Genomic DNA, 21,705 nt, shown 5'->3' with positions numbered 1-21,705 from the left:
GCGCCAAGGCCACTCCCTCGCTCTTGCGAGCAAGTTGCAAGAGCGAGCATCATCGAACAGTGCATGTCCCTGACGGATTCATCAACGCCCCCGTGTCCGCCACCACCGCCGCGGTCGCCGCCGGCGCCGTGGCCGTGAGCCTGCGCGGCGCGCGCCGTGAACTCGGGAACGAACGGGCGGCACCGCTGGCGGGGCTGGTGGCGGCGTTCATCTTCGCCGTGCAGATGTTGAACTTCCCGGTGGCGGGAGGCACCAGCGGCCATCTGCTCGGCGGCGCGCTGGCCGCGATACTCGTGGGCCCCTGTACGGGGGTGTTGTGCGTCTCGGTCGTCCTGCTGATGCAGGCCGTCCTCTTCGCCGACGGAGGCCTGACCGCGCTCGGCGTGAACATCACCTGCATGGCGCTCGTCACGACGGTCGTCGCGTACGCGCTGTTCCGCGGGCTGGTGAAGGTGCTGCCGCGCACCCGCCGGTCGGTGACCGCGGCGTCCTTCGTCGCCGCCCTGGTCTCGGTCCCGGCCTCCGCGCTCGCCTTCACCCTGATCTACGCGATCGGCGGCACCACGGACGTCGCGATCGGCAAGGTCGCCACCGCCATGGTGGGCGTCCACCTCCTGATCGGCCTCGGCGAGGCCGTGATCACGGCCCTGACCGTCGGCGCCGTCCTCACCGTCCGCCCGGACCTGGTGTACGGGGCGCGCGGACTGGGGCAGAGGCTCAAGTTGCGGGTGCACGGCGAGCTGGTCGACGCCCCGGAGCCCGAGCCGTCCCCTGCCTCGGCCGCCGCCCGGTCCCCGCGCGGGGTCTGGATCGCCGGTCTGGTCGCCTCGCTGGTCCTCGCCGGAGGCGTCAGCTTCTACGCCTCCGCCGATCCGGACGGCCTGGAGCGGGTCGCCGCCGACCACGGCATCGACGAGAAGGCCGAGGAGCACGACGCCGCCGGCTCCCCGCTCGCCGACTACGGCGTCAAGGACGTCGAGAACGTCCGGCTCTCCGGCGGCCTCGCGGGCGTGATCGGCGTCGGTGTCACGGTCGTCGCGGGCACCGGGGTCTTCTGGGTGGCCCGCAGGCGCCGCACGGGCCACGGGACGGACGCGTCCTCGCCGACGGACACGCCCACGAACACGCCCACGAACACCGAGACCAACGTCTGACATGAGCGGCGGCCACACCCACCGGCTGTACCGGCACGGACACTCCCCCGTGCACGTCCTGCCGCCGCACACCAAGCTCACCGCGGTCCTCGCCTTCGTGCTGATCGTGGTGGCCACTTCGCGCGAGGCCCTGTGGGCGTTCGGGGCGTACGCGGTACTGCTGGGCCTCGTCGCGTACGCGGCCCGGGTCCCGGCCGGGTTCGTCCTGGGGCGGCTGCTGATCGAGGTGCCGTTCGTCGCCTTCGCGGTGCTCATGCCGTTCGTGGCCGAGGGCGAGCGGGTCGACGTCCTCGGGTTGTCCCTGAGCGTGAACGGACTGTGGGGTGCCTGGAACGTGCTGGCCAAGGGCACCCTGGGCGTCGCCGCCTCCGTCCTGCTGGCCGCCACGACCGAACTGCGCGAGCTGCTGCTGGGCCTGCAACGTCTGAGGCTCCCGCCGCTGCTGGTGCAGATCGCCTCGTTCATGATCCGCTACGGCGACGTGATCGCCGACGAGATGCGGCGCATGCGGATCGCCCGTGAGTCGCGCGGCTTCGAGGCGCGCGGTGTCCGGCACTGGGGTGTGCTGGCGAAGTCTGCGGGCGCGCTGTTCATCCGCTCCTACGAACGCGGCGAGCGGGTGCACCTGGCCATGCTCAGCCGCGGCTACTCCGGTGCGATGCCGCTCGTCGACGAGGTGGCCGTGGACCGGTCGCAGTGGTCCTACGCGCTGTCCCTCCCGGCCGCAGCCCTCGTCGTCTGCGTGCTGGGCCGGGTGCTGTGACGGGAGTCGTGATGAGTGCTGATACGGGTGCAGTGACGGCTTCCCTCGAGGTCTCCGGCCTCGCCTTCGCCTATCCGGACGGCCGACAGGCCCTGTTCGGCGTCGACTTCTCCCTCGCGCGCGGCGAGCGGGTCGCGCTGCTCGGTCCCAACGGCGCCGGCAAGACGACCCTGGTCCTGCACCTCAACGGCATCCTGTCCGGCGGCACCGGCACGGTCACCGTCGCCGGGCTGCCCGTCGGCAAGCGGCACATGGCCGAGATCCGGCGCCGGGTCGGCATCGTCTTCCAGGACCCGGACGACCAGCTGTTCATGCCGACCGTGCGGGAGGACGTGGCGTTCGGTCCGGCGGCGGCCGGGCTCAGGGGCCCGGAGCTGGAGGAACGGGTGGACCGGGCGCTGGCCCGGGTCGGCATGGCCGCCTTCGAGGCCCGGCCCCCGCACCATCTCTCCTTCGGCCAGCGGCGGCGGGTGGCCGTGGCGACGGTGCTGGCGACGGAGCCGGAGATCCTGGTCCTGGACGAGCCGTCCTCCAACCTGGACCCCGCCTCCCGCCGCGAACTCGCCGACGTCCTGCGCTCGCTGGACGTGACCGTCCTGATGGTCACCCACGATCTGCCGTACGCCCTGGAGCTGTGCCCGCGCTCGTTGATCCTCAGCGACGGGGTGATCGTTGCGGACGGCCCCACCGCCGACCTGCTCGCCGACGACGCCCTGATGCGCGCGCACCGCCTGGAACTGCCGTACGGCTTCGACCCCCGATCGGTACCGGCCGCGCCCGGCGCGCCCGGCCGTCCGTGACAATGGGCGTGTGACGAACGAGGAGACCGAGGGCTCCCTGCTGCTGGACGAGCAGTTGTGCTTCGCGTTGTACGCCGCCCAGCGCGCGGTGACGGCCGCGTACCGCCCGCTTCTCGACGAGCTCGGGCTGACCTACCCGCAGTATCTGGTGCTGCTGGTGCTGTGGGAGCGGGGGGAGACGACGGTCAAGGAGCTGGCGTCGGCCCTGCGCCTCGACTACGGCACGATGTCGCCGCTGCTGAAACGGCTGGAGGGCGCGGGCCTGGTCCGCCGGGAACGGGCGACGCACGACGAGCGCTCGGTGCTGATCGCGTGCACCGGGCGCGGGGAGGAGCTGCGGGAGCGGGCGGCGCTGGTACCCGGTGCGCTGCTCACGACGACCGGGCTCACGGGTGCCGAGGTGGCAAGGCTGCGCGAGGAGCTGTGGCAGTTGGCCCGGAGGGCGGACGCGGCAGCGGAGCGCTCGGACTGACCACACGCACCGACCGCACGTTACCCGTAGTTCCTCCCCCCTGGTGGCGGCAAGTTACTACCCACCAGTACCTTGTGCACGATGTATTTGCGCACACTTGATTCCGGGAAGGTCCAGCCATGACCGAGGGCACCGCTGTCGCCGCCACCGACACCCGTCCGACGAAGATCATGTATGTCGCCGAGGCCACCGCGCACGGCGGCCGGAACGGCTATGTCACCAGCCAGGACGGCTACTTGGACCTGAAGGTCGCGATGCCTCCCGCCCTGGGTGGCGACGGCAACGGCACCAACCCCGAGCAGCTGTTCGCGGCCGGCTTCAGCTCCTGCTTCCACAACGCCCTGATCCTGGTGGGCAACCGGGCCGGCTACGACCTCACCGGCTCCACCGTCGCCGCGAAGGTCGGCATCGGCCCCAACAAGCAGCGCGGCTACGGGCTCGCGGTCGCCCTGAGCGTCTCCCTCCCGGTCCTGGACGCCGACCTCGCGGCCGGGCTGGTGGACGCGGCCCACGCGGTCTGCCCGTACTCCAACGCCACCCGCGGCAACATCGATGTGACGATCGTGCTGGGCTGACCCAGGCTCCTCCCAAGGAATCACAGGCGGACGGCCGCTGTTGCACCCCATGTCAGAGGTGAACCGAGAGGACAGGCGGACATGGGCGTCGAGGTGCACGGCACAGTGACCGAGGGCTTCGAGCCGGTCCGGGAAGCATTCACACGGAACTTCGAGCACCTCGGGGACCGGGGCGCCGCCGTCGCCGTCTACCGGGACGGGCGCCGGGTCGTCGACCTGTGGGCCGGGGTCAAGGACGTCAACGGCACCGACGGCACCGAGCCCTGGCGGCGGGACACGGCCCAGGTCGTGCGCTCGGCGACCAAGGGCGTCGCCGCCGCCGTCCCCCTGCTGCTGCACCAGTACGGCGAACTGGACCTGGACGCACCGGTCGGCCACCACTGGCCGGAGTTCAAGGCCCACGGCAAGGAGCGGGTACGGGTCCGGCACCTGCTGAACCACCGGGCCGGGCTCCCGCTCCTCGACCGCCCGCTCACCCCGGCGGAGGCGCTCGACCCGCTGCGGGGCGCCGAGGCGGTCGCCGCCCAGGCGCCCCTGTGGGAGCCGGGCACCGACCACGGCTACCACGCCCTCACCTACGGCTGGCTGCTCGACGGACTGGTCCGGCGCGTGACGGGACAGGGAGCCGGCGAGTGGATCGCGGACCGGATCGCCGCTCCGCTGGGGCTCGACCTCTGGCTGGGACTGCCCGGTGCGGAGGCCCACCGGGTGGGGCGGGTCGGCCCGGTCGAGGGGCCCGAGCCGTCCGGCGCGCTCCGCGCCCGCCCCAAGCGCTCGGTCACCGCGGCCTACGACGACCCCGCCTCCGTCACCCGCCGGGCCTTCGCCGCGATCAGCCCGTCCCCGGACCCGAACGACCCGGCGTTTCGCGCGGTGGCCCAGCCCGCCGCCAACGGCATCGCGACGGCGGACGGACTCGCCCGCTTCTACGCCTCGCTAATCGGCCGGGTCGACGGCGTACGCCTCTTCGAGACGGCCACCGTCGAACGCGCCCGCGCCGAGGGGTCGGCGGGCCCGGACCGCGTCCTGATCGTCGACACCCGCTTCGGCCTCGGCTACATGCTGCACGGCGGCGCGTCGCCGTTCCTGGCCCCGGGCTCCTTCGGCCACCCCGGCCGCGGCGGCTCCCTGGGCTTCGCCGACCCGGAGTCGGGCGTCGCCTTCGGTTACGTCACCAACGGCTTCCGCACGACGGTGACCTCCGATCCCCGCGCCCAGGCCCTGGTACGGGCGGTGCGCTCGGCCCTGGCCGGCTAGCTCACCCCGCGTCGCTCACACGTGGATCGGGTGCGAGGTCCGGCCGGACACTTCGTCGATCTCGTCGTGCGCCTTGGTCAGCAGTTGCATCGCGAGTTCGTTCAACGCGCGTGCGCCGGCGACCTCCTCCCCGACCCTGGGCTGGTTCGCGTCGACGTGGTGCCGGCTCGCGTGCCCGTGGGCCCGTACCTCGGTCCCGTCGGGCAGTCGGAGCAGCGCCGCCGCGCGCGTGTGCTGGTCGTCCTCCATGAACTCCATCTCGACGTGCCACCCGACCGTGGTGCGCATCGTGCTCGTCATGACGGTCACCTCCGGAAGTCCTGCTTCCAGGGTGCCCCTCCTCCCGCCCGCCCGCACCCCATCGGACCCGGCCCGCCACCACTACCCGGCGCGCAGCATCAGCCCGATCCCGACGACCAGCAGCCCGGCCGCGGCGATCCGCGGAGCACCAAAGCGTTCGGGGGGTCACTCGGAGCGCTCGCGCACGTCCGCCAGGATGCCGCCGGCGTGGGCGATCAGCGTCCTGGGTTCCATCGGGAAGACGGTGTACGGGGTGCCGGCCGCGGCCCACACGAGGTCGTGGTCGAGCAGGGAGCGGTCGGCGAGGACGCGGGTCGTGGTGCGGTGTCCGAAGGGCGGCACGCCGCCGATGGCGTACCCGGTGGTCTCCCGTACGACGTCCGCCTTCGCGCGGGTGACCTTCTGCGCGCCGAGTTCCTGCCGGACCCGTTCCAGGTCCACCCGGGAGGCGCCGTCCATCAGGACCAGTACGGGCACGTCATCGACAGCGAAGATCAGCGACTTGCAGATCTGGCTGAGCTCGCAGCCGATCGCGGCGGCGGCCTCGGGTGCGGTACGGGCGGCGTCGGGGAAGCGCCGGACCTGCCCGATCACCTCCAAGAGCCCCATCTCCCGCAGGGCCTCGGCGAATCGGGGGTGGGCGGCGGAGCCCTCGTGGTCAGTGGCGGCTGTCGTCATGCGGGGCACGCTAGCGGGCGGCGCGGACGGCGGGCGACCGGGTTCGTCCCGGTGACGGGCACGGCGGGCACGGCGGGTGCGGCGGGCACGGCGGGCACGGAACGGGGAAGCCGGTGAGGGCTCCCCGTCCCCACGGGGCCCTCACCGGCTGGTACGGGGGACCGCAGGGCTGTCGGCTCCTGCGGTCCGGTGGTGTCAGGCGTGGACCAGTTCCCGGTCCTCGCCCTTCCTGTCGTCCTGCGTGCGCAGGCCCTCGCCCTCGACGTCCACGTTGGGCAGGACGCGGTCCAGCCACTTCGGGAGCCACCAGGCCTTCTTGCCCAGCAGCGCCAGCACCGCCGGGACGATCGCCATGCGGACGACGAACGCGTCGAAGAGGACGGCGACGGCGAGGCCGAAGCCGATCATCTTGACCATCGCCTCGCTGGAACCGATGAAGCCGGAGAAGACGGCCATCATGATCACCGCGGCGGCGGTCACGACCCGGGCGCTGTACCGGAAGCCGGTCACCACGGCCTGGCTGGGGTTCTCCCCGTGGACGAAGGCCTCCCGCATCCGGGTCACGAGGAACACCTCGTAGTCCATGGCCAGTCCGAAGACCACGCCGACCATGAAGATCGGCATCATCGACATGACCGGGCCGGTCTCCTCCACGCCCATCAGGCCGGCCAGCCAGCCCCACTGGAAGACCGCGACCACGGCGCCCAGGGCGGCCATCACGGAGAGCAGGAAGCCGAGGGCCGCCTTCAGCGGGACCAGGATCGACCGGAAGACCACGATCAGCAGCAGGAACGCCAGCCCGACCACCAGGGTCAGATACGGCAGCAGTGCGTCGTTGAGCTTCTGCGACACGTCGATGTTCACCGCCGTGGCGCCGGTGACCAGGATGTCGGCGCCGACGTCGGCCTTGATGTCCGCTCCGGTGTCCCGGATGTCGTGCACCAGGTCCTCGGTCGCCACGGACGACGGCTTGGAGTCCGGGATGACGGTGATCGTGGCCGTGTCGCCGGCTTCGTTGGGCTGCGCCGGGGCCACCGTGACGATGCCGTCGAGGCCCTTGATCTCGTCGCCGGTCTGCTGGAAGACGGCCTGCGGGTCGTCGCTGTTCTTGGCGTCGACCACGACGACCAGCGGACCGTTGAAGCCGGGGCCGAAGCCCTCGGACAGCAGGTCGTAGGCGCGGCGCTGGGTGGTGGACGTCGGCTGCGAACCGTCGTCGGGCAGTCCCAGTTCCAGGGAGCCCGCCGGGACGGCCGCCGCGCCGAGGCCGACGACGCCGAGCAGGAGGACGGCCACGGGACGGCGTACGACGAAGCTCGCCCAGCGGGTTCCCATGTTCGGGCGCTGCGCCGTGCCGGTCTCCGTGGCGGTCTCCGTGCCGGTCTTCTTGGCGCGGCCGCCGCCGAGCAGCTTGCTCTTCTCGCCTGCCGGGCGGACCTTGCCGCCCGCGTAGCCGAGCAGCGCCGGGACCATGGTGAGTGCGATGAGGACGGCGATGGCGACGGTGCCGGCGGCGGCGATGCCCATCTTGGTCAGCATCGGGATGTTGACGACCGACAGACCGACGAGGGCGATGACGACCGTGAGTCCGGCGAAGACCACCGCGGAGCCCGCGGTGCCGACGGCGCGGCCCGCGGCGTCCTCGCGCTCCCTGCCCTCGGCCAGTTCGGTGCGGTAGCGGGAGACGATGAACAGCGCGTAGTCGATGCCGACGGCGAGGCCGATCATCGTGGCCAGGATGGAGGTGGTGGAGCCGAGCTCCAGGGTGGAGGCCAGCGCGGTGATGGTCGCGACGCCGATGCCGACACCGATGATCGCGGTGAGCAGCGGCAGGCCGGCCGCGAGCAGCGAGCCGAAGGTGATGACCAGGACGACCGCGGCGACACCGATGCCGATGATCTCGGCGGTGCCGGTCGCCGGGACGGCCTGCAGCGCGTCACCGCCGATCTCCACGGTCAGTCCGGCGTCGCGGGCGTCCTCGGCGGCGGCCTCCAGGGAGTCGCGCGAGGAGTCCTCCAGTTCCATGCCGGAGACCTTGTAGCTCACCGACGCGTAGGCGACCGCGCCGTCCTGGCTGAGGCCTCCGCCCTGGTACGGGTCGGCGACGAAGGCGACCTGGGAGTCGCCGGAGAGCTCCTTGACGGTCTTCTCGACGGTCACCTTGTTGCCGGCGTCGGTCATCTTCTCGCCGGCGGGCGCCTTGAAGACGACGCGTGCGGTCGCTCCGTCGGCACTGGTGCCGGGGAAGCGTTCCTCCAGCACGTCGAAGGCCTTCTGGGCCTCGGTGCCGGGGATGGAGAACGAGGTGTTGCCGGCCGCGGGAGCGCCGGCCGCGCCGACGCCGGCGAGTGCCAGCAGCGCCACCCAGAACAGGGCGGTGAAGTGTCGTCGCCTGAAGGCGAAACGTCCGAGTCGATAGAGGAATGTGGCCACGAGGGAGTACTCCCGGTCAGGTCGTGGATTCTCAGGGCAGGGGGGTCCAGCCCGACGACGTGAGCGGTGTCGTCCGTCAGGTGGTGATGGTGGGATGGAGAGGGTCGTGCGGGGAGAGCCGACCGGGGCGGTCAGCGGGGGGACACGCCGAGGGCGGGGAGGACCACGGCGTCGATGTACGAGATGAGGAAGTCCCGCGTGGGCGGCTGTTCGTCGATCAGCGTCCGGGTGGCGAACGCGCCGACGAGCATGTGCACCATGTAGTCCAGCGCCGGGTTGTCCGGGTGGACCTCGCCGCGTTCGACCGCGCGCCGGACGATCCCCCGGAACTCGTCGATCTCGGGTTCCACGAGCAGGTCCCTGAAGGCGCGCCGCAGGTCGTCGTTGGTGTGCACCGCCATGGCGAGCGCCCGCATCAGGGCGGCGTTCTGCTCCATGACGTAGTCGCCCTCACGGCCGATGAGTCCGTGCAGGTCCCCCTGGAGGGAACCGGTGTCGACGTCACCGGTGCTGCCCGGCTTCTGGCACCGCATGGCTCTCACCACCAGCTCGGCCTTGCCGCCCCACTGGCGGTAGAGAGTGGCCTTGCTGGACCGGGTGCGGGCGGCCACGGCGTCCATGGTGAGGGCGTCGTACCCGACCTCGCGAAGCAGGTCGAGCACGGCCGCGTAGATCTCGGCCACGCGCTCCGGGGTGATCCGGCTGCGCCGCACTGCCGCGTCCTCGGTCATCCCGCCCACCTCTCCTCGCTCCGGGTCTCACCGCGCCGAACGACACGGTTTCGTACACGAAGAATGTACCGCACCCCTCTAAGGGAACGAAACCGTTTCGTACGTGTGCTGGGTCACGTCGGGAGAGCCGCCGTCGCTCCCCACGAGTTGCTGTGGTCCGTCACCGGGAAAAGCATGGGAAGGGTGAGTTATCTGCGCCTGCCCCACCTCAACGGCGACCTGCTGTGCTTCGTGGCCGAGGACGACCTCTGGCTCGCGCCACTCGACGCCCCGGGCCGGGCCTGGCGGCTCACCGTCGACCGCACCAAGCTCGGCCACCCCCGCTTCTCACCCGACGGCCGCCACATCGCGTACACGAGCTGGCGCAGCCTCGACCCCGAGGTCCATCTGGTGCCGGTGGACGGCGGGCCGGGCCGCCGGCTGACCTACTGGGGCAGCCCCGACACCCGGGTCTGCGGCTGGACGCCCCCGAGCCCCGACGGCGACGAGAGCCCCGAGATCCTCGCCGTCGCCTCGCACGGCCAGCCGTTCTCGTACTTCTCCTGGTCCTACAAGCTCTCCACCGACGGCGATCCGGGGCGCAAACTGCCCTGGGGGCCGGTGAGCGACATCCAGGTCGCCGAGATCGACGGGGAACGCAGGACCCTGCTGCTCACCGGTACCCCGCCGCACGAACCGGCCGGCTGGAAGCGGTACCGGGGCGGGGCGACGGGCAGGCTGTGGCTGCACGGACGGCGCCTGCTCGACGGAGACGGCGGAGACGACGAGCAGGACGGGCACGGCGTGTTCGCCAAGGTCGACGGGCATCTGCAGTCCCCGATGCTCGTCGGCGGCCGGGTCGCCTTCCTCTCCGACCACGAGGGCGTCGGCAACCTGTACTCCTGCGCGTACGACGGCTCCGATCTGCGCCGCCACACCGACCACGACGCGTTCTACGCCCGGCACGCGTCCAGCGACGGCACCCGGGTCGTCTACCAGTGCGCCGGTGACCTGTGGATCGTCGACGGCCTGTCCCCGGACTCCGTGCCGCGCCGGCTGGACATCACGCTGAGCGGGCCGCGCGCCGGGCGGCGCCGTTACCAGGTGCCCGCCGCGCACCACCTGGACGGCGTCTCGGTGGACGAGACGGGCCGGGCCAGTGCCGTCGTCGTACGCGGCAGCCTGTACTGGCTCACCCACCGCGACGGCCCCGCGCGCACCCTCACCGACACCCCCGGCGTGCGGGTGCGGCTGCCGGAGATGCTCGGCGCGAGCGGGCGGGTGGCGTATGTGACGGACGCCGAGGGCGAGGACGCGATCGAGATCGTCTCCCTGCCCCGGGCGAGCGGCCGCCGCCCCACCCGACGACTGGCCCCGGGGAGGCTGGGCCGGGTGCTGGAGATGGTGGCCGACCCGGACGGCGAACGCCTCGCCGTCGCCTCCCACGACGGCCGCCTGCTGCTCATCGACACCAGCGAGGCCGGCCCTGGCAAGGTCGACCCCCGTGAGACCGGTACCGGCGGGGCCGGTACCGGCGGGGCCGGTACCGGCGGGGCCGGTACCGGCGGGGCCGACCCCGCCGAGGCCGACGACGGCCCGGGCTCCGCCCCCGACCCCGACCCCGTCCCCGACGCCCCGGTCACCGAGCTGATCCGTTCCGTCAACGGGCCCGTGCGCGACCTCGCGTTCTCGCCCGACGGCGGGTGGCTCACCTGGTCGCATCCCGGTATCGGGCGGACGCTGCGGCAGATCAAACTGGCCCGGCTCAAGGACCGGTTCGTCATCGACGTCACCAACGGCCGCTTCGAGGACGAGAACCCGGTCTTCACCCGGGACGGCCGCTACCTCGCCTTCCTGTCCTGGCGCGGCTTCGACCCGGTCTACGACGTGCACACCGGTGACCTGTCCTTCCCGCTGGGCTGCCGCCCGTACCTGGTGCCGCTGTCCTCGGCGACCCTCTCCCCGTTCGCCCTCAGCCCCGAGGGCCGGCCGGCCGCCGGGGGCCTGGACCCGGTGGAGGCCGAGGAGGACGACCTCGGCGACGGCGGCCCGGTGACCGTCGAGACCGAGGGCCTGGAGAGCAGGGTCACCCCCTTCCCGGTCACCGCCTCCAAGTACTCGGCGCTGCACCCGGTCGCGGGCGGCGGGCTGGTCTGGCTGCGCTGGCCGATCTCGGGCGCGCTCGGCGAGACGTTCGTGAACCCGGACGACACCAGCGGCCGGCCGACTCTCGAGCACTTCGACATCAGCAAGGCGAAGAAGTCCGAACTCGTCGATCACCTGGACCTCTTCGCGGTCAGCGGCGACGGGACGCGGCTGGTCGTGGCCGACGGGGGCGAGCCGCGCGCGGTGCCCGCGACCGAGCCGGGCGACAGCGACTCCACCGTCTGGATCGACGTCCGCCGCATCCTGCACGAGGCCGATCCGGTGGCCGAGTGGCGGCAGTCGTACGCGGAGGCCGGGCGGCTGATCCGGGCCTACTTCTGGGAACCCGGCATGTGCGGCATCGACTGGGACGCGGCGCTCGACCAGTACCGTCCGCTGATCGAACGGGTCGCCTCCCCGGACGAGTTCGCGGACCTGTTGCGTGAACTGCTCGGCGAACTCGGCACCTCCCACGCCTACGTCACCGCCGCCCGCCGCAACGAGGGCCCGCCGCACTACCAGCGTCGCCAGGGCTTCCTCGGCACCAACCTGGTGCCCCGGGAGGACGGTTGGACGGTCAAACGCATCCTGTCCGGTGACTCCTCCGACTCCCGCGCGCGTTCGCCGCTGGCCGGCACCGGCATCCGTGAGGGCGCGGTCCTCACCCATGTCCACGGCCGCCCGGTGGACCCGGTCGCCGGGCCCTACCCGCTGCTCGCGGGGACGGGCGGTACGACGGTGGAGCTGACGTTCGCCCCGGCCGAGGGCACGGGCCCGCCCCGCAGGGTCGCCGTCGTCCCGCTGGTCGACGAACGCCCTCTGCGCTACCAGGACTGGGTGGCCAAACGCCGTGAGGTCGTACGGGAGTTGAGCGGCGGCCGGTGCGGCTATCTGCACATCCCCGACATGGGCGGCTCGGGCTGGGCCCAGTTCAACCGCGACCTGCGCATGGAGGTGTCCCGCCCGGCGCTGATCGTCGACGTGCGCGGCAACGCGGGCGGCCACATCAGCGAACTCGTCGTCGAGACGCTGACCCGCACCATCCTGGGCTGGGACCTCACCCGCGACGCCCAGCCGGTGTCGTACGCGGCCAACGCCCCGCGCGGGCCGGTGGTCGCCCTCGCGGACGAGGCGACGAGCTCCGACGGCGACATGATCACGGCCGCGTTCAAGCTGCTGAAGCTGGGGCCGGTGGTCGGGCAGCGCACCTGGGGCGGGGTGGTCGGCATGACCGGCCGGCACCGGCTGGGGGACGGCACGGTGATCACGGTGCCGATGAACGCGGCCTGGTTCGACGCGTACGGCTGGTCGGTGGAGAACAGGGGCGTCGCCCCCGATCTCGAGGCGCTGCGCACTCCGTTGGACTGGGCGGAGGGCCGGTACCCGGTGCTCGACGACGCGGTCCGGCTGGCCCTGGAACTCCTGGAGACGGAGCCCCCGGCCACTCCCCCGACCTACAGCGACGTCCCCGACCGCTCCCGCCCGAAGCTGCCACCGAGGACACACGAGGCGTGAAGGGACCAGGGACGCAAGGCGCATAGGAGGCACAAGGGGTGCGAGGGGTGCGAGGGGCCTGGAGACATGGGAAGGGGCACCCCCCGCGGAGGCGCCCCTTCCCGCTTCAGCAAACGGCCTTCACCGGCCGTGCCGAGCAGTGGTGTTCAGCAGCACACGACGTCAGGCGTCGTGGTCCCGATCGTAACGCTCCTCGGACTTCTCCCGCCCGCGCTGCGGGTTGTTCGGGTCCTCCTCGCGACGGCGACCGCGGTTCTGGATCTGCTCCTTGGCCTGGTCGGCCTTCCGCTTGGCCTGCTGCTGCATCTGCTCGGACTTCTCCTGGAACTGGTCCTTCATGCCCATGTGGGTTCACTCCCGTTGGGGTGTGGGGGATCTTGCCCGACCAGATTCACACGGACGGTCACCCCGCGCATGTCGATCAGTCACGCACCGTAGTCCGATGCTGTTCGTCGGCGTTGCCGCCGGCTCCGACCAGGCCCGTGCGCATGCCGGTGAGGCGATCCGCGAACCGCCGCATCTCCCGCTGCCCGACGGTCCCGATCACGCCGGGCAGGTATCCGCGCACGCCCTGCATCCCGCGCAGCCACCACTGCCCGTACACATGGCTCGAGCGCCGCTCGATCCCGGCCACGATCCGGTCCACCGCGGGCCCCGGCGGATAGGTCTTGTTCGCCGGCCACGGCAGCCGCTGCCTGAGTTCCCGCATCACCTCGTCCTGGTCGGCCCCGCGCACCATGTCGGTGTCGGTCCAGGAGAGATAGCCGACGCCGACCCGTACTCCCCGGTGTCCGACCTCGGCCCGCAGACAGTGCGCGTACGCCTCCACACCGGACTTGGAGGCGCAGTACGCGGTCATCATCGGCGCCGGGGTGATCGCGGCGAGCGAGGCGATCTGGAGCAGGTAGCCGCGGCTCGCGATCAGCAGGGGCAGGAACGCGCGGGCGGTGACCGCCGATCCGATCAGGTTGACCTCGACGACCCGCCGCCAGGCTCCCGGATCGGAGTCGGCGAACGGACCGCCGTTGGCCACACCGGCGTTGGCGACCACGATGTCGACCCGCCCGAACCGTTCCGCGACCTCCCCCGCGACCCGGGCCATCGCCTCGTGGTCGGTGACGTCGGCGTGCCAGTGGCCGCTCTCGCCGTGCAGTCGCTCCGCGACCCGTTCGAGCGCGTCCGGCTCCAGCCCGACCAGTGCCACCGTCGCCCCGCGCGCGGAGAGCCTGCGGGCGAGCAACTCCCCCACTCCGCGGGCCGCTCCGGTGACGACGGCGACCTTTCCCCCGAGACTGCCCCTGCTCATGCGGCCACCTCGGTGTTCTCGTGGGGCGCGGTGGTCTTCTTCGCGGGTGCGCGCAGGACGGCGTACTCGGACAGGTCCACGCGCCGGGTCGCGCGCCGGAACTCACCGGTCGTGCCCGGCCAGACGGTGGTGTTGCGGCCGTTCGCGTCCAGGTACCAGCTGGTGCAGCCACCGGTGTTCCACACCGTGTGCTTCATCCGCTGCTGCACCCGGTGGTTCCAGACGCGGACGGCGCTCCGGCGGGCGTCGAGGGCCGCCCGGCCGCCCAGGAGGTCGAGTTGGCGGAGGTAGTCGGCGAGGTAGTTCAGCTGGGACTCGATCATCAGGATCATCGACGAGTTGCCGAGGCCGGTGTTCGGCCCGATGAGCGTCATCCAGTTGGGGAACCCGGCGGCCGAGGCGCCGCGCAGGGCCTCCATCCCGCCCGTCCACGTCTCGGCGAGGGTCCTGCCCTCCGCGCCGACGACCCGCTCGGCGATGGGCATGTCGGTCACGTGGAACCCGGTGCCGAACACGATCACGTCGGCCTCGGCCTCGGTTCCGTCGGCGGCGACGACGGTCGACCCGCGGACCTCGCTCAACCCGCCGGCGACGACATCGACGTTGGGCCGGACGATCGCCGGATAGTACGTGCTGGAGAGCAGGATCCGCTTGCATCCGATGCGGTAGTCGGGGGTCAACTTGGCCCGCAGGGCCGGATCCTTGACGGCACGGGCCATGTTGCGCCTGGCCAACTGCTCGACGAGACCGAGCTCGCCCGGATGCTTGGTGAACGCCTGCACCTGCAACTCCCTGACGCCCCACAGCAGTCCGCGGCGCAGCCGGGTGGTGAAGGGCAGCGCCCGGTGCAGGGCCCGTTCGGCGCCGCTGATGGCCCGGTCCATGCGGGGCAGGACCCAGGGCGGGGTGCGCTGGAAGAGGGTGAGCCGGGAGACGAGCGGCTGGATCGCCGGCACGATCTGGATCGCCGAGGCCCCCGTGCCGACCACGGCGACCCGCCGGCCGCGCAGGTCGTGGTCGTGGTCCCAGCGGGCGGAGTGGAAGACCTTGCCGGGGAAGGTGTCGAGCCCGGGGATGTCGGGGACCCTGGGTTCGGACAGCGGCCCGGTGGCGGAGACCACGACATCGGCGGTGAGGGTGCCGTTGCCGGTCTCGATCTCCCACCACAGCCGCTCTGTGTCCCACACCATCCGCTTCACCTCCGAGTCGAAGCGGAGGTGCGGGCGCAGGCCGAAGGTGTCGGTGACGTGCTCCAGGTAGGCGCGGATGTGCTCCTGCCCCGAGAAGGAGCGCGGCCAGTCGGGATGGGGCGCGAAGGAGAACGAGTACAGGTGGGACGGCACGTCGCACGCGCACCCGGGATAGCTGTTGTCCCGCCAGGTGCCGCCGACGCTGCCGGCCCGTTCCAGGACGACGAAGTCGGTGACCCCCTCGCGCCGCAGCCGCACGGCGGCCCCCAGCCCGCCGAACCCGGACCCCACCACCGCGACCCGTACATGCTCGTGCTCGGCCATCCCGAAGCCTCCAGCCCTCGCGCACCACCGAAAACCCCGCCAGTGAACACTGGCGCAATGGGGAGAGTAGGGCAGGGCCGTACCGATGGGTAGGGGGCGCACAAGGAAAGTTACCGCTGGTACGCCCCGGGGCCCGTCCGGCGCGCAGGCCCTAGGCTGCTGGCGTGGCAGAGGAGAACGCAGGATCCGGTGAGCGGCGCGAGTACCGCATGGAGGAGCTGGCCCGACGGGCCGGGATCACCGTGCGCACGCTGCGGTTCTACCGCGAACGCAAGCTGATCCCGCCGCCCCGCCGCGAGGGCCGCATCGCCTGGTACGACGACCGGCACCTGGCCCGCCTGCGCACCATCACGGCCCTGCTGGAGCGCGGCCACACCCTGAACGGCATAGCGGAACTCGCCGAGGCCTTCGACCACGGCCGCGACGTCGGCGACCTCCTCGGCATGGACACTCCCACCGAGGAGACCCCGGTCCGCCTCACCCCCGAGGAACTCGCCGACCATTTCACCGGCGAGGTCACCCCGGAGAACCTCGCCGCCGCGATGGACCTCGGCTACCTCGGCACCGACGGCGAGGAGATCGTCCACATCAGCCGCCGCCTGCTGGAGGTCTCCTCCGCCCTGGTCCGTGAGGGCATCCCGCTCGCCGAGGTGCTGCGTGCGGGCCGGGAGGTCCGCGCCCACGCCGAGACCATGGCCGGCCTCTTCGCCGAGCTGATCCTCCGCCACGCCCCCGAGGACGCCGTCCACCGCCTGCGCCCCCTGGCCCGCAGCGTGGTCGACGCCGAACTCTCCCTGGCGATGGACCGCCGCCTGCACCAGCGGGACTGACGGCCGGCGGCCGGCCGCCGGTCGTCGGTCCCCGACCGGTCGCCGGTCAGTCGCCGGCCAGCTCTGCCTCCCAGAGGGAGCTGGCGTAGTAATGGTTGTCGTACTGCTCGGAACTGGCCTTGATGTCCTCGACGGTGGCCTCCCCCAGGTGGACCCGCTCCAGCAGACGGTAGTAGTCGAAGCGGTCCATACCGGGGGTGAAGGCGACCAGCACGTCGGCCTCCTCGCCCCGGGCCGGAGCGAAAGCGTGCGGCAGCCGCGGCGGCACCGTCACGAAGTCGCCGGTTTCCAGGGTGATGATCCGGTCGCCCAGCAGTACCCGCAGGCTGCCACCGAGCACGAAGAACATCTCGGTCGCCTTGGTGTGGAAGTGGGCGGGAGCGCCCGGCGACCCCTTGCGCAGACCGGCCCGGTTGGCCGTCAGCGCCCCCTGGGTCCGGTCGGAGTCGGCGAGCAGCGTGATGAGACTGGTGGCCCCGTCCTGCAACGTCTCGGCGGAACCGGCACGGACCAGGACGGGGCGGGCGGACGCGTTCATGAGGTTCTCCTCGGCTGCGGTCGGTCGGTGAACTGCGGGGAGCAGGTCCGCCCGGGTAGCCCCGGGCCGTGTCCGGGCCGTCTCCGGATCCCGGCCTCACTCCGTCCCCCCGTCCTCATGACCACCACGCTACGCACCCGAAAGACCCTGTGTAGGGTGCATTCCCGTGGCTGATTCATGGGTCAATCCAGCCGAACGCATCGGCAGCGACCTGTACGTGGACCTGAAGCCGGACATGTCCGGAGGCGGTGGCCGCCGGGCCGCGCTCGGTCGCGCGCTGCGCGAGGCGATAGGGGACGGACGGCTGGCCCCGGGCACCCGGCTCCCTCCCTACCGGTCGCTCGCCGCCGACCTCGGTCTGGCCCGCAACACCGTCGCCGAGGCCTACGCCGAACTCGTCGCCGAGGGCTGGCTGGTCGCCCGCCAGGGGTCGGGGACACGGGTGGCCCCCAGAGCGAAGCCGCTCACTCCCCCGCGGGCGCCCCGACCGACGCCGGCACAGCCGGAGCCGCCCGCCCACAACCTGCGGCAAGGCCTGCCGGACGCCGCGTCCTTCCCCCGTACGGCCTGGCTGGCCGCCGCGCGGCGGGCGCTGAACGCGGCGCCCCACGAGGCGTTCGGGCCCGGTGACCCCCGGGGCCGGCCCGAGCTGCGACGTGCCCTCGCCGAGTACCTGGCACGCGCGCGAGGCGTGCGCACCAGCCCCGAGACCATCGTCGTGTGCTCCGGTTTCGCACCCGCCCTACGGCTCCTCTTCGACGGGAAGGTGCTGCGCGGCCCCCTGGCGGTGGAGTCCTACGGACTGCCCTTCCACCGGTCGGTCCTGCAGGCCGCGCGCGTCCGGACCGTACCTCTGACATTGGACGAACACGGGGCGCGCACCGCGGAGTTGTCCGCGCTGAAGGGCGTACGGGCGGCGCTGCTCACCCCCGCCCACCAGTTCCCGACGGGAGGGCCGCTCCACCCCGAGCGGCGGGCCGCCGCGGTGGACTGGGCACGCGGGAGCGGGGGCCTGCTGCTGGAGGACGACTACGACGGGGAGTTCCGCTACGACCGGGAGCCGGTGGGTGCCGTCCAGGGTCTCGATCCGCAGCGTGTCGTGTACCTGGGCTCGCTCAGCAAGAGCCTCTCCCCCGCGCTGAGGCTGGGGTGGATGGTCCTGCCGGACCACCTGGTGGAGCCCGTCCTGCGCGTCAAGGGCGAGCGCGAGGCGTGGGCCGGTGTCACGGACCAGTTGACGCTCGCCGATTTCATCGAATCGGGCCATTACGACCGGCACATCCGCCGGACCCGGCAGCGTTACCGGGACCGCAGGGACCGTCTCGTCGGCCTTCTCGCCCACCGGGCGCCGCACATCGCCCTCACGGGCATCGCCGCCGGGCTGCACGCGGTGCTGGGCCTGCCACCCGGCACCGAGCGGTCGGTGACCGGGGCCGCGGCCCGGGAGCGCGTCGCCGTGGACGGGCTCGCCGGCTTCCGGCACCCGGCCGCCACCATGCCCGCGCACGACGGCCTGGTCGTCGGCTACGCCGCCCCTCCCGACCACGGCTTCGGAGCGGCGCTCGACGCCCTCTGCCGCATCCTGCCCCCACCCCCCGACGGAAGCTGACCCCCACGGCGGGCCGGCGCCCGGGGCCCCGGCAGCGGCCGGGACCCGGTGGCACTCCGCCCGCGCGGCATACCCGCGGCGCACCACCCCCACCGGGCGTCAGCCCCGAGGCCGGAACACCGGCACACCACCCCACCGGGCGGCGGGCGCCTCAGTCCCGGGGCCGGAACACCACCGTCACCGGAGCGTGGTCCGACCAGCGTTCGGCGTGCGTGGCCGCGCGTTCCACGTGGCCCTCGACCGCGCGGGCGGCGAGCCCGGGCGTGGCCACGGCGAGGTCGATGCGCCAGCCCGCGTCGTTGTCGAAGGCCCGCCCCCGGTACGACCACCACGAGTACGGCCCGTCGACACCCGGATGCAGCGCCCGGACGACGTCCACGTACCCGCCCTCGGCCGGATCGAGGACGCGGGAGAGCCACTCCCGTTCCTCCGGCAGGAACCCGGAGTTCTTGGTGTTGCCGCGCCAGTTCTTCAGGTCGGCCTGCTGGTGCGCGATGTTCCAGTCCCCGCACACCACGACCTCCCGGCCGTCGGCGGCGGCCCGCTCCCGCAGGCCCTTCAGATAGGCGAGGAACTCCCCCATGAAGCGGATCTTCTCGTCCTGCCGCTCGGTGCCGACCTCACCGGAGGGCAGGTAGAGCGAGGCGACGGTGACGCCGGGCAGGTCCACCTCCACGTACCGCCCGCTGCCGTCGAACTCGGCCGACCCGAAGCCGACCTGGACGCGATCGGGCGCGCGCCGCGTGTACAGCGAGACCCCCGCGCGCCCCTTCGCCGCGGCGGGCGCGTGCACCACGTGCCACCCCTCGGGCTCCCGGACGTGCTCGGGCAGCTGCTGCGGCTCCGCGCGCACCTCCTGCAGACACACCACATCGGCGGAGGTCCGCTCCAGCCACTCCACGAAGCCCTTCTTCGCGGCGGCACGCAGTCCGTTGACGTTGACGGAGGTCACAGTGAACATCAGGGCACGATACCGGCACACTGGACGGGTCCCGTTCCGGGCCCGGAAAACGGACCCTCACCTCACCCGGATTGATATACCTTACTTCGCATGAATATCCGCCGCGTCTCCTACGACCACCCCGACGCCGTCAAGCTGAACGACGAGGTCCAGGCCGAGTACCACGTCCGCTACGGCGACGGCGGTGACGCCACCCCCATGGACCCCGCGGACTTCCGCCCGCCGAACGGCGTCTACCTGCTCGCCTACGACGAGAACGACACCCCCGTCGCCTCCGGCGGCTGGCGCGTCCAGAACACCAACGGCGAGGGCAACCGCGACGGGGACGCCGAGCTGAAGCGGATGTACGTGGCCGAGGGGATGCGCGGCCGGGGCCTGGCCCGCCGCATTCTGGCCGCCCTGGAGGAGGACGCCCGCGCGGCCGGCCGCCTCCGCATGGTCCTGGAGACCGGCACCCAGCAGCCGGAGGCCGTCGCCCTCTACACCTCCAGCGGCTACGAGCCCTGCGAGAAGTTCGGCTACTACCGCTTCCACGACAGCAGCCTCTGCTACGCGAAGCCGCTGTAGCGGCACTCGGCACCGCCGTTCACCGACTACTCGTCCGCCCCTCCGCCTTCCGTGCTTTCCGGCGAGGGCAGGCGTCGGCCGCGGGATTCCGCGACGCGCAGGGTGCCGGCGAGGCACTCGGTGAGACGGACACCGGCGTACCGCACCTCGACGTACGGGGACATCGGGTCCTCCAGCACCCGCCGGGCACGGCGGAGCACGTCCAGGCCGTCGGCCAGCTGCCGGGCCTCCGTCTCGTCAGCCAGCCGCGAGACGTATCCGCCCTCACCGCCGTCGGCGAGGAAGCAGGGCTTTCCGTCCGGCGAGGACCAGGGCAGCAGCCGGAGCGAGGGGTACGACTTCATCACGCGGCCACCTTCCCCGCGCCGACGGTGTGCTGGTCGAGGTCGATCCCGAAGTCGGCGGCGAGGACGAGAGCGACTCTGCGACGCCACTGACGTGCCGCCCGCTCCTGTTCGTGGGCGGCGAGGTAGGGGCGGACGAGCCGGGAGTCGGTGCCGTCGAGGGGGAGGTGCAGGCAGTACGGGGAACGGTGCGGGGGGAGGCAGGCGGAGTCTGTGGCGGGCACGGGGCCGGCGGCAAGATGCGCGGGACGGGGGCTGCCCGCCCGGTGGGCTCCGGTGCCGGGACCGAAGAGAAGGCCCAGCCGATGGGCGAGGCGGTGGATAAGGTCATGCATGTCGACGCTCCCAATACAGCGTTGGCCGCGCCCCGGGAGGTCTGATCCACCTCGCCGGGGCTTTCTTGGCTATGAAGCTATATCGAGCTACAGCCCTCTGCAGACAAGTACAGAGGGATCCACTCGTTAGTGGACATGAGAGCATACCTATGTTGGACATATGAGCGATACAGAGGAGTCGACGCCGACTCTGGATCCGATGAGCGCACGACCGCTCTACGTTCAACTGGCCGACGTGATCGCGAAGAAGATCGAGTCGGGCGAGCTGGCACCGGACAGGCCGATCCCCTCGGAGAATCACCTCGCCGACGAGTACGGGGTGGCACGGCTCACCGCACGGCGGGCGGCACAAGAACTCCGCGAGCGAGGGCTCATCGTGACCGTACGGGGCAAGGGGTCTTTCGTCGTGCAGCAGCCACCCGCCAACGCACCGGAGGGGAACGGAACCGCCGACTGACACTCCCGCCACACCGAGGAAAAGGAGCGAGCATGACGGCCAGGAAACCGGCCGAGCAGGCGCTCGCCCGTTCGTACACGACCGGTGACGGCAGTATGAGGTTCGCCATCGCCGAGCTGTCGGTGGAGCACCGTCCGGGTGGCGCCGCCGTGCTGGAATACCGGATCACGGTGGAGCGCCCGGGACGACAGGACGAACGCTGGGCGGTCACGCTCCCCTGGGACGACAGCTCCTTCGTCGACGTCCTCGTCTCGTCGGCCCCGGACCCCGACCGGCTTGAGCAACTTGTGCACATCGTGCGCGCGTTGCTGGAGGAGTGGTGGGACACGAAGGGCCACAACCGTCAGTCGGCGAAGATGGGGCACCGCCTCCCCTGAGCACTCCGTGGCCAGTTCGCGCAAAGCCGCGAGGATCAGGCCGCCCCACGGGATCCACACCACGT

23 protein-coding genes are annotated in these 21,705 nt (G+C 72.1%); 12 read left to right on the top strand and 11 right to left on the bottom strand.

The features are described 5' to 3' along the window. The first annotated feature begins 59 nt into the window (after positions 1 to 59). The 6 genes from ACTWJ9_RS19415 to ACTWJ9_RS19390 all read left to right on the top strand — a co-directional run bounded on the left by ACTWJ9_RS19415 (position 60) and on the right by ACTWJ9_RS19390 (position 5,021). A complete protein-coding gene (locus tag ACTWJ9_RS19415; RefSeq protein WP_443294509.1) occupies positions 60 to 1,154 on the top strand; it encodes an energy-coupling factor ABC transporter permease in 1,095 nt (364 codons plus the stop codon). A gap of 1 nt (position 1,155) precedes the next feature. Continuing rightward, positions 1,156 to 1,917: a cobalt ECF transporter T component CbiQ gene (gene cbiQ, locus ACTWJ9_RS19410; RefSeq protein ID WP_443294508.1), complete on the top strand. Its 762-nt coding sequence runs from the start codon at positions 1,156 to 1,158 to the stop codon at positions 1,915 to 1,917. Between the two features lie 11 nt (positions 1,918 to 1,928). After that, positions 1,929 to 2,717 carry an energy-coupling factor ABC transporter ATP-binding protein gene (locus ACTWJ9_RS19405; protein ID WP_443294507.1) on the top strand — a complete coding sequence of 263 codons (789 nt, stop codon included), beginning with the start codon at positions 1,929 to 1,931 and terminating at the stop codon, positions 2,715 to 2,717. Positions 2,718 to 2,727: 10 nt separating this feature from the next. Continuing rightward, the gene (locus ACTWJ9_RS19400; protein ID WP_387041217.1) at positions 2,728 to 3,189 is read left to right on the top strand and encodes a MarR family winged helix-turn-helix transcriptional regulator; all 462 of its coding nucleotides are present in this window, start codon (positions 2,728 to 2,730) and stop codon (positions 3,187 to 3,189) included. A 119-nt stretch (positions 3,190 to 3,308) separates the two neighbouring features. After that, positions 3,309 to 3,764 carry an organic hydroperoxide resistance protein gene (locus ACTWJ9_RS19395; RefSeq protein WP_387041214.1) on the top strand — a complete coding sequence of 152 codons (456 nt, stop codon included), beginning with the start codon at positions 3,309 to 3,311 and terminating at the stop codon, positions 3,762 to 3,764. Positions 3,765 to 3,845: 81 nt separating this feature from the next. Next, positions 3,846 to 5,021: a serine hydrolase domain-containing protein gene (locus ACTWJ9_RS19390; RefSeq protein WP_443294506.1), complete on the top strand. Its 1,176-nt coding sequence runs from the start codon at positions 3,846 to 3,848 to the stop codon at positions 5,019 to 5,021. A gap of 15 nt (positions 5,022 to 5,036) precedes the next feature. Here ACTWJ9_RS19390 and ACTWJ9_RS19385 read toward each other — a convergent pair whose 3' ends face one another. From ACTWJ9_RS19385 to ACTWJ9_RS19370, 4 genes are all read right to left on the bottom strand, one after another. After that, positions 5,037 to 5,321 carry a DUF1876 domain-containing protein gene (locus ACTWJ9_RS19385; RefSeq protein WP_279335498.1) on the bottom strand — a complete coding sequence of 95 codons (285 nt, stop codon included), beginning with the start codon at positions 5,319 to 5,321 and terminating at the stop codon, positions 5,037 to 5,039. 165 nt (positions 5,322 to 5,486) lie between these two features. Continuing rightward, the gene (locus ACTWJ9_RS19380) at positions 5,487 to 5,999 is read right to left on the bottom strand and encodes a YbaK/EbsC family protein (protein WP_279335497.1); all 513 of its coding nucleotides are present in this window, start codon (positions 5,997 to 5,999) and stop codon (positions 5,487 to 5,489) included. 195 nt (positions 6,000 to 6,194) lie between these two features. Beyond that, positions 6,195 to 8,432: an MMPL family transporter gene (locus tag ACTWJ9_RS19375; protein WP_443294505.1), complete on the bottom strand. Its 2,238-nt coding sequence runs from the start codon at positions 8,430 to 8,432 to the stop codon at positions 6,195 to 6,197. A 131-nt stretch (positions 8,433 to 8,563) separates the two neighbouring features. Continuing rightward, positions 8,564 to 9,163 (bottom strand): TetR/AcrR family transcriptional regulator, encoded by a 600-nt coding sequence (locus tag ACTWJ9_RS19370; protein WP_279335495.1) that lies wholly within the window; start codon positions 9,161 to 9,163, stop codon positions 8,564 to 8,566. A gap of 183 nt (positions 9,164 to 9,346) precedes the next feature. Between ACTWJ9_RS19370 and ACTWJ9_RS19365 the strand changes: the two genes are divergently transcribed. Next, positions 9,347 to 12,802: a S41 family peptidase gene (locus ACTWJ9_RS19365; RefSeq protein ID WP_443294504.1), complete on the top strand. Its 3,456-nt coding sequence runs from the start codon at positions 9,347 to 9,349 to the stop codon at positions 12,800 to 12,802. A 162-nt stretch (positions 12,803 to 12,964) separates the two neighbouring features. Here ACTWJ9_RS19365 and ACTWJ9_RS19360 read toward each other — a convergent pair whose 3' ends face one another. The 3 genes from ACTWJ9_RS19360 to ACTWJ9_RS19350 form a co-directional block, all read right to left on the bottom strand. Beyond that, positions 12,965 to 13,147, bottom strand: a complete 183-nt coding sequence (locus tag ACTWJ9_RS19360) for a hypothetical protein (RefSeq protein WP_279335493.1) — start codon at positions 13,145 to 13,147, stop codon at positions 12,965 to 12,967. 76 nt (positions 13,148 to 13,223) lie between these two features. Further along, a complete protein-coding gene (locus ACTWJ9_RS19355; protein WP_443294503.1) occupies positions 13,224 to 14,108 on the bottom strand; it encodes an SDR family oxidoreductase in 885 nt (294 codons plus the stop codon). After that, positions 14,105 to 15,622 (bottom strand): flavin-containing monooxygenase, encoded by a 1,518-nt coding sequence (locus ACTWJ9_RS19350; RefSeq protein ID WP_443294502.1) that lies wholly within the window; start codon positions 15,620 to 15,622, stop codon positions 14,105 to 14,107. Before ACTWJ9_RS19350 ends, ACTWJ9_RS19355 begins: the two co-directional genes overlap by 4 nt. A gap of 209 nt (positions 15,623 to 15,831) precedes the next feature. Between ACTWJ9_RS19350 and ACTWJ9_RS19345 the strand changes: the two genes are divergently transcribed. Beyond that, positions 15,832 to 16,452: a MerR family transcriptional regulator gene (locus ACTWJ9_RS19345; RefSeq protein WP_279338025.1), complete on the top strand. Its 621-nt coding sequence runs from the start codon at positions 15,832 to 15,834 to the stop codon at positions 16,450 to 16,452. A 46-nt stretch (positions 16,453 to 16,498) separates the two neighbouring features. On the opposite strand, the gene ACTWJ9_RS19340 is transcribed toward ACTWJ9_RS19345, so the two are convergent. Then, positions 16,499 to 16,990: a cupin domain-containing protein gene (locus ACTWJ9_RS19340; RefSeq protein ID WP_279335490.1), complete on the bottom strand. Its 492-nt coding sequence runs from the start codon at positions 16,988 to 16,990 to the stop codon at positions 16,499 to 16,501. Positions 16,991 to 17,156: 166 nt separating this feature from the next. On the opposite strand from ACTWJ9_RS19340, the gene pdxR reads away from it, so the two are divergent. Next, complete coding sequence (gene pdxR, locus ACTWJ9_RS19335; protein ID WP_443294501.1) at positions 17,157 to 18,599, top strand: MocR-like pyridoxine biosynthesis transcription factor PdxR; 1,443 nt, start codon at positions 17,157 to 17,159, stop codon at positions 18,597 to 18,599. A 151-nt stretch (positions 18,600 to 18,750) separates the two neighbouring features. Here pdxR and ACTWJ9_RS19330 read toward each other — a convergent pair whose 3' ends face one another. Further along, complete coding sequence (locus ACTWJ9_RS19330) at positions 18,751 to 19,560, bottom strand: exodeoxyribonuclease III (protein ID WP_384203485.1); 810 nt, start codon at positions 19,558 to 19,560, stop codon at positions 18,751 to 18,753. 90 nt (positions 19,561 to 19,650) lie between these two features. Between ACTWJ9_RS19330 and ACTWJ9_RS19325 the strand changes: the two genes are divergently transcribed. Continuing rightward, positions 19,651 to 20,127: a GNAT family N-acetyltransferase gene (locus tag ACTWJ9_RS19325; RefSeq protein WP_279335487.1), complete on the top strand. Its 477-nt coding sequence runs from the start codon at positions 19,651 to 19,653 to the stop codon at positions 20,125 to 20,127. Between the two features lie 26 nt (positions 20,128 to 20,153). Here ACTWJ9_RS19325 and ACTWJ9_RS19320 read toward each other — a convergent pair whose 3' ends face one another. Then, a complete protein-coding gene (locus tag ACTWJ9_RS19320; protein WP_443294500.1) occupies positions 20,154 to 20,471 on the bottom strand; it encodes a hypothetical protein in 318 nt (105 codons plus the stop codon). After that, positions 20,471 to 20,806, bottom strand: coding sequence for a hypothetical protein (locus ACTWJ9_RS19315; RefSeq protein WP_279335485.1), 336 nt, complete (start codon positions 20,804 to 20,806; stop codon positions 20,471 to 20,473). Before ACTWJ9_RS19315 ends, ACTWJ9_RS19320 begins: the two co-directional genes overlap by 1 nt. 199 nt (positions 20,807 to 21,005) lie before the next feature. On the opposite strand from ACTWJ9_RS19315, the gene ACTWJ9_RS19310 reads away from it, so the two are divergent. Continuing rightward, entirely contained in the window at positions 21,006 to 21,263 is a 258-nt protein-coding gene (locus tag ACTWJ9_RS19310; RefSeq protein WP_279335484.1) for a GntR family transcriptional regulator, read from the top strand. Positions 21,264 to 21,295: 32 nt separating this feature from the next. Further along, the gene (locus ACTWJ9_RS19305) at positions 21,296 to 21,640 is read left to right on the top strand and encodes a hypothetical protein (protein ID WP_279335483.1); all 345 of its coding nucleotides are present in this window, start codon (positions 21,296 to 21,298) and stop codon (positions 21,638 to 21,640) included. Positions 21,641 to 21,705: the final 65 nt, after the last annotated feature.

This window comes from Streptomyces sp. GDS52 (assembly GCF_052246875.1).
Classification (GTDB): Bacteria; Actinomycetota; Actinomycetes; order Streptomycetales; family Streptomycetaceae; genus Streptomyces; species Streptomyces cathayae.
Note: the sequence above shows the minus strand (reverse complement) of the source record. Positions and strands in the feature narration are given on the sequence as shown.

Excerpts from the sequence above, each read along its gene's own strand:
- cbiQ (WP_443294508.1), top strand. The coding sequence starts at position 1,156 with ATGAGCGGCGGCCACACCCACCGGCTGTACCGGCACGGACACTCCCCC.
- ACTWJ9_RS19405 (WP_443294507.1), top strand. The coding sequence starts at position 1,929 with ATGAGTGCTGATACGGGTGCAGTGACGGCTTCCCTCGAGGTCTCCGGC.
- ACTWJ9_RS19395 (WP_387041214.1), top strand. The coding sequence starts at position 3,309 with ATGACCGAGGGCACCGCTGTCGCCGCCACCGACACCCGTCCGACGAAG.
- ACTWJ9_RS19390 (WP_443294506.1), top strand. The coding sequence starts at position 3,846 with ATGGGCGTCGAGGTGCACGGCACAGTGACCGAGGGCTTCGAGCCGGTC.
- ACTWJ9_RS19385 (WP_279335498.1), bottom strand. The coding sequence starts at position 5,321 with ATGACGAGCACGATGCGCACCACGGTCGGGTGGCACGTCGAGATGGAG.
- ACTWJ9_RS19380 (WP_279335497.1), bottom strand. The coding sequence starts at position 5,999 with ATGACGACAGCCGCCACTGACCACGAGGGCTCCGCCGCCCACCCCCGA.
- ACTWJ9_RS19370 (WP_279335495.1), bottom strand. The coding sequence starts at position 9,163 with ATGACCGAGGACGCGGCAGTGCGGCGCAGCCGGATCACCCCGGAGCGC.
- ACTWJ9_RS19360 (WP_279335493.1), bottom strand. The coding sequence starts at position 13,147 with ATGGGCATGAAGGACCAGTTCCAGGAGAAGTCCGAGCAGATGCAGCAG.
- ACTWJ9_RS19355 (WP_443294503.1), bottom strand. The coding sequence starts at position 14,108 with ATGAGCAGGGGCAGTCTCGGGGGAAAGGTCGCCGTCGTCACCGGAGCG.
- ACTWJ9_RS19350 (WP_443294502.1), bottom strand. The coding sequence starts at position 15,622 with ATGGCCGAGCACGAGCATGTACGGGTCGCGGTGGTGGGGTCCGGGTTC.
- ACTWJ9_RS19345 (WP_279338025.1), top strand. The coding sequence starts at position 15,832 with ATGGAGGAGCTGGCCCGACGGGCCGGGATCACCGTGCGCACGCTGCGG.
- ACTWJ9_RS19340 (WP_279335490.1), bottom strand. The coding sequence starts at position 16,990 with ATGAACGCGTCCGCCCGCCCCGTCCTGGTCCGTGCCGGTTCCGCCGAG.
- ACTWJ9_RS19330 (WP_384203485.1), bottom strand. The coding sequence starts at position 19,560 with ATGTTCACTGTGACCTCCGTCAACGTCAACGGACTGCGTGCCGCCGCG.
- ACTWJ9_RS19325 (WP_279335487.1), top strand. The coding sequence starts at position 19,651 with ATGAATATCCGCCGCGTCTCCTACGACCACCCCGACGCCGTCAAGCTG.
- ACTWJ9_RS19320 (WP_443294500.1), bottom strand. The coding sequence starts at position 20,471 with ATGAAGTCGTACCCCTCGCTCCGGCTGCTGCCCTGGTCCTCGCCGGAC.
- ACTWJ9_RS19315 (WP_279335485.1), bottom strand. The coding sequence starts at position 20,806 with ATGCATGACCTTATCCACCGCCTCGCCCATCGGCTGGGCCTTCTCTTC.
- ACTWJ9_RS19310 (WP_279335484.1), top strand. The coding sequence starts at position 21,006 with ATGAGCGCACGACCGCTCTACGTTCAACTGGCCGACGTGATCGCGAAG.
- ACTWJ9_RS19305 (WP_279335483.1), top strand. The coding sequence starts at position 21,296 with ATGACGGCCAGGAAACCGGCCGAGCAGGCGCTCGCCCGTTCGTACACG.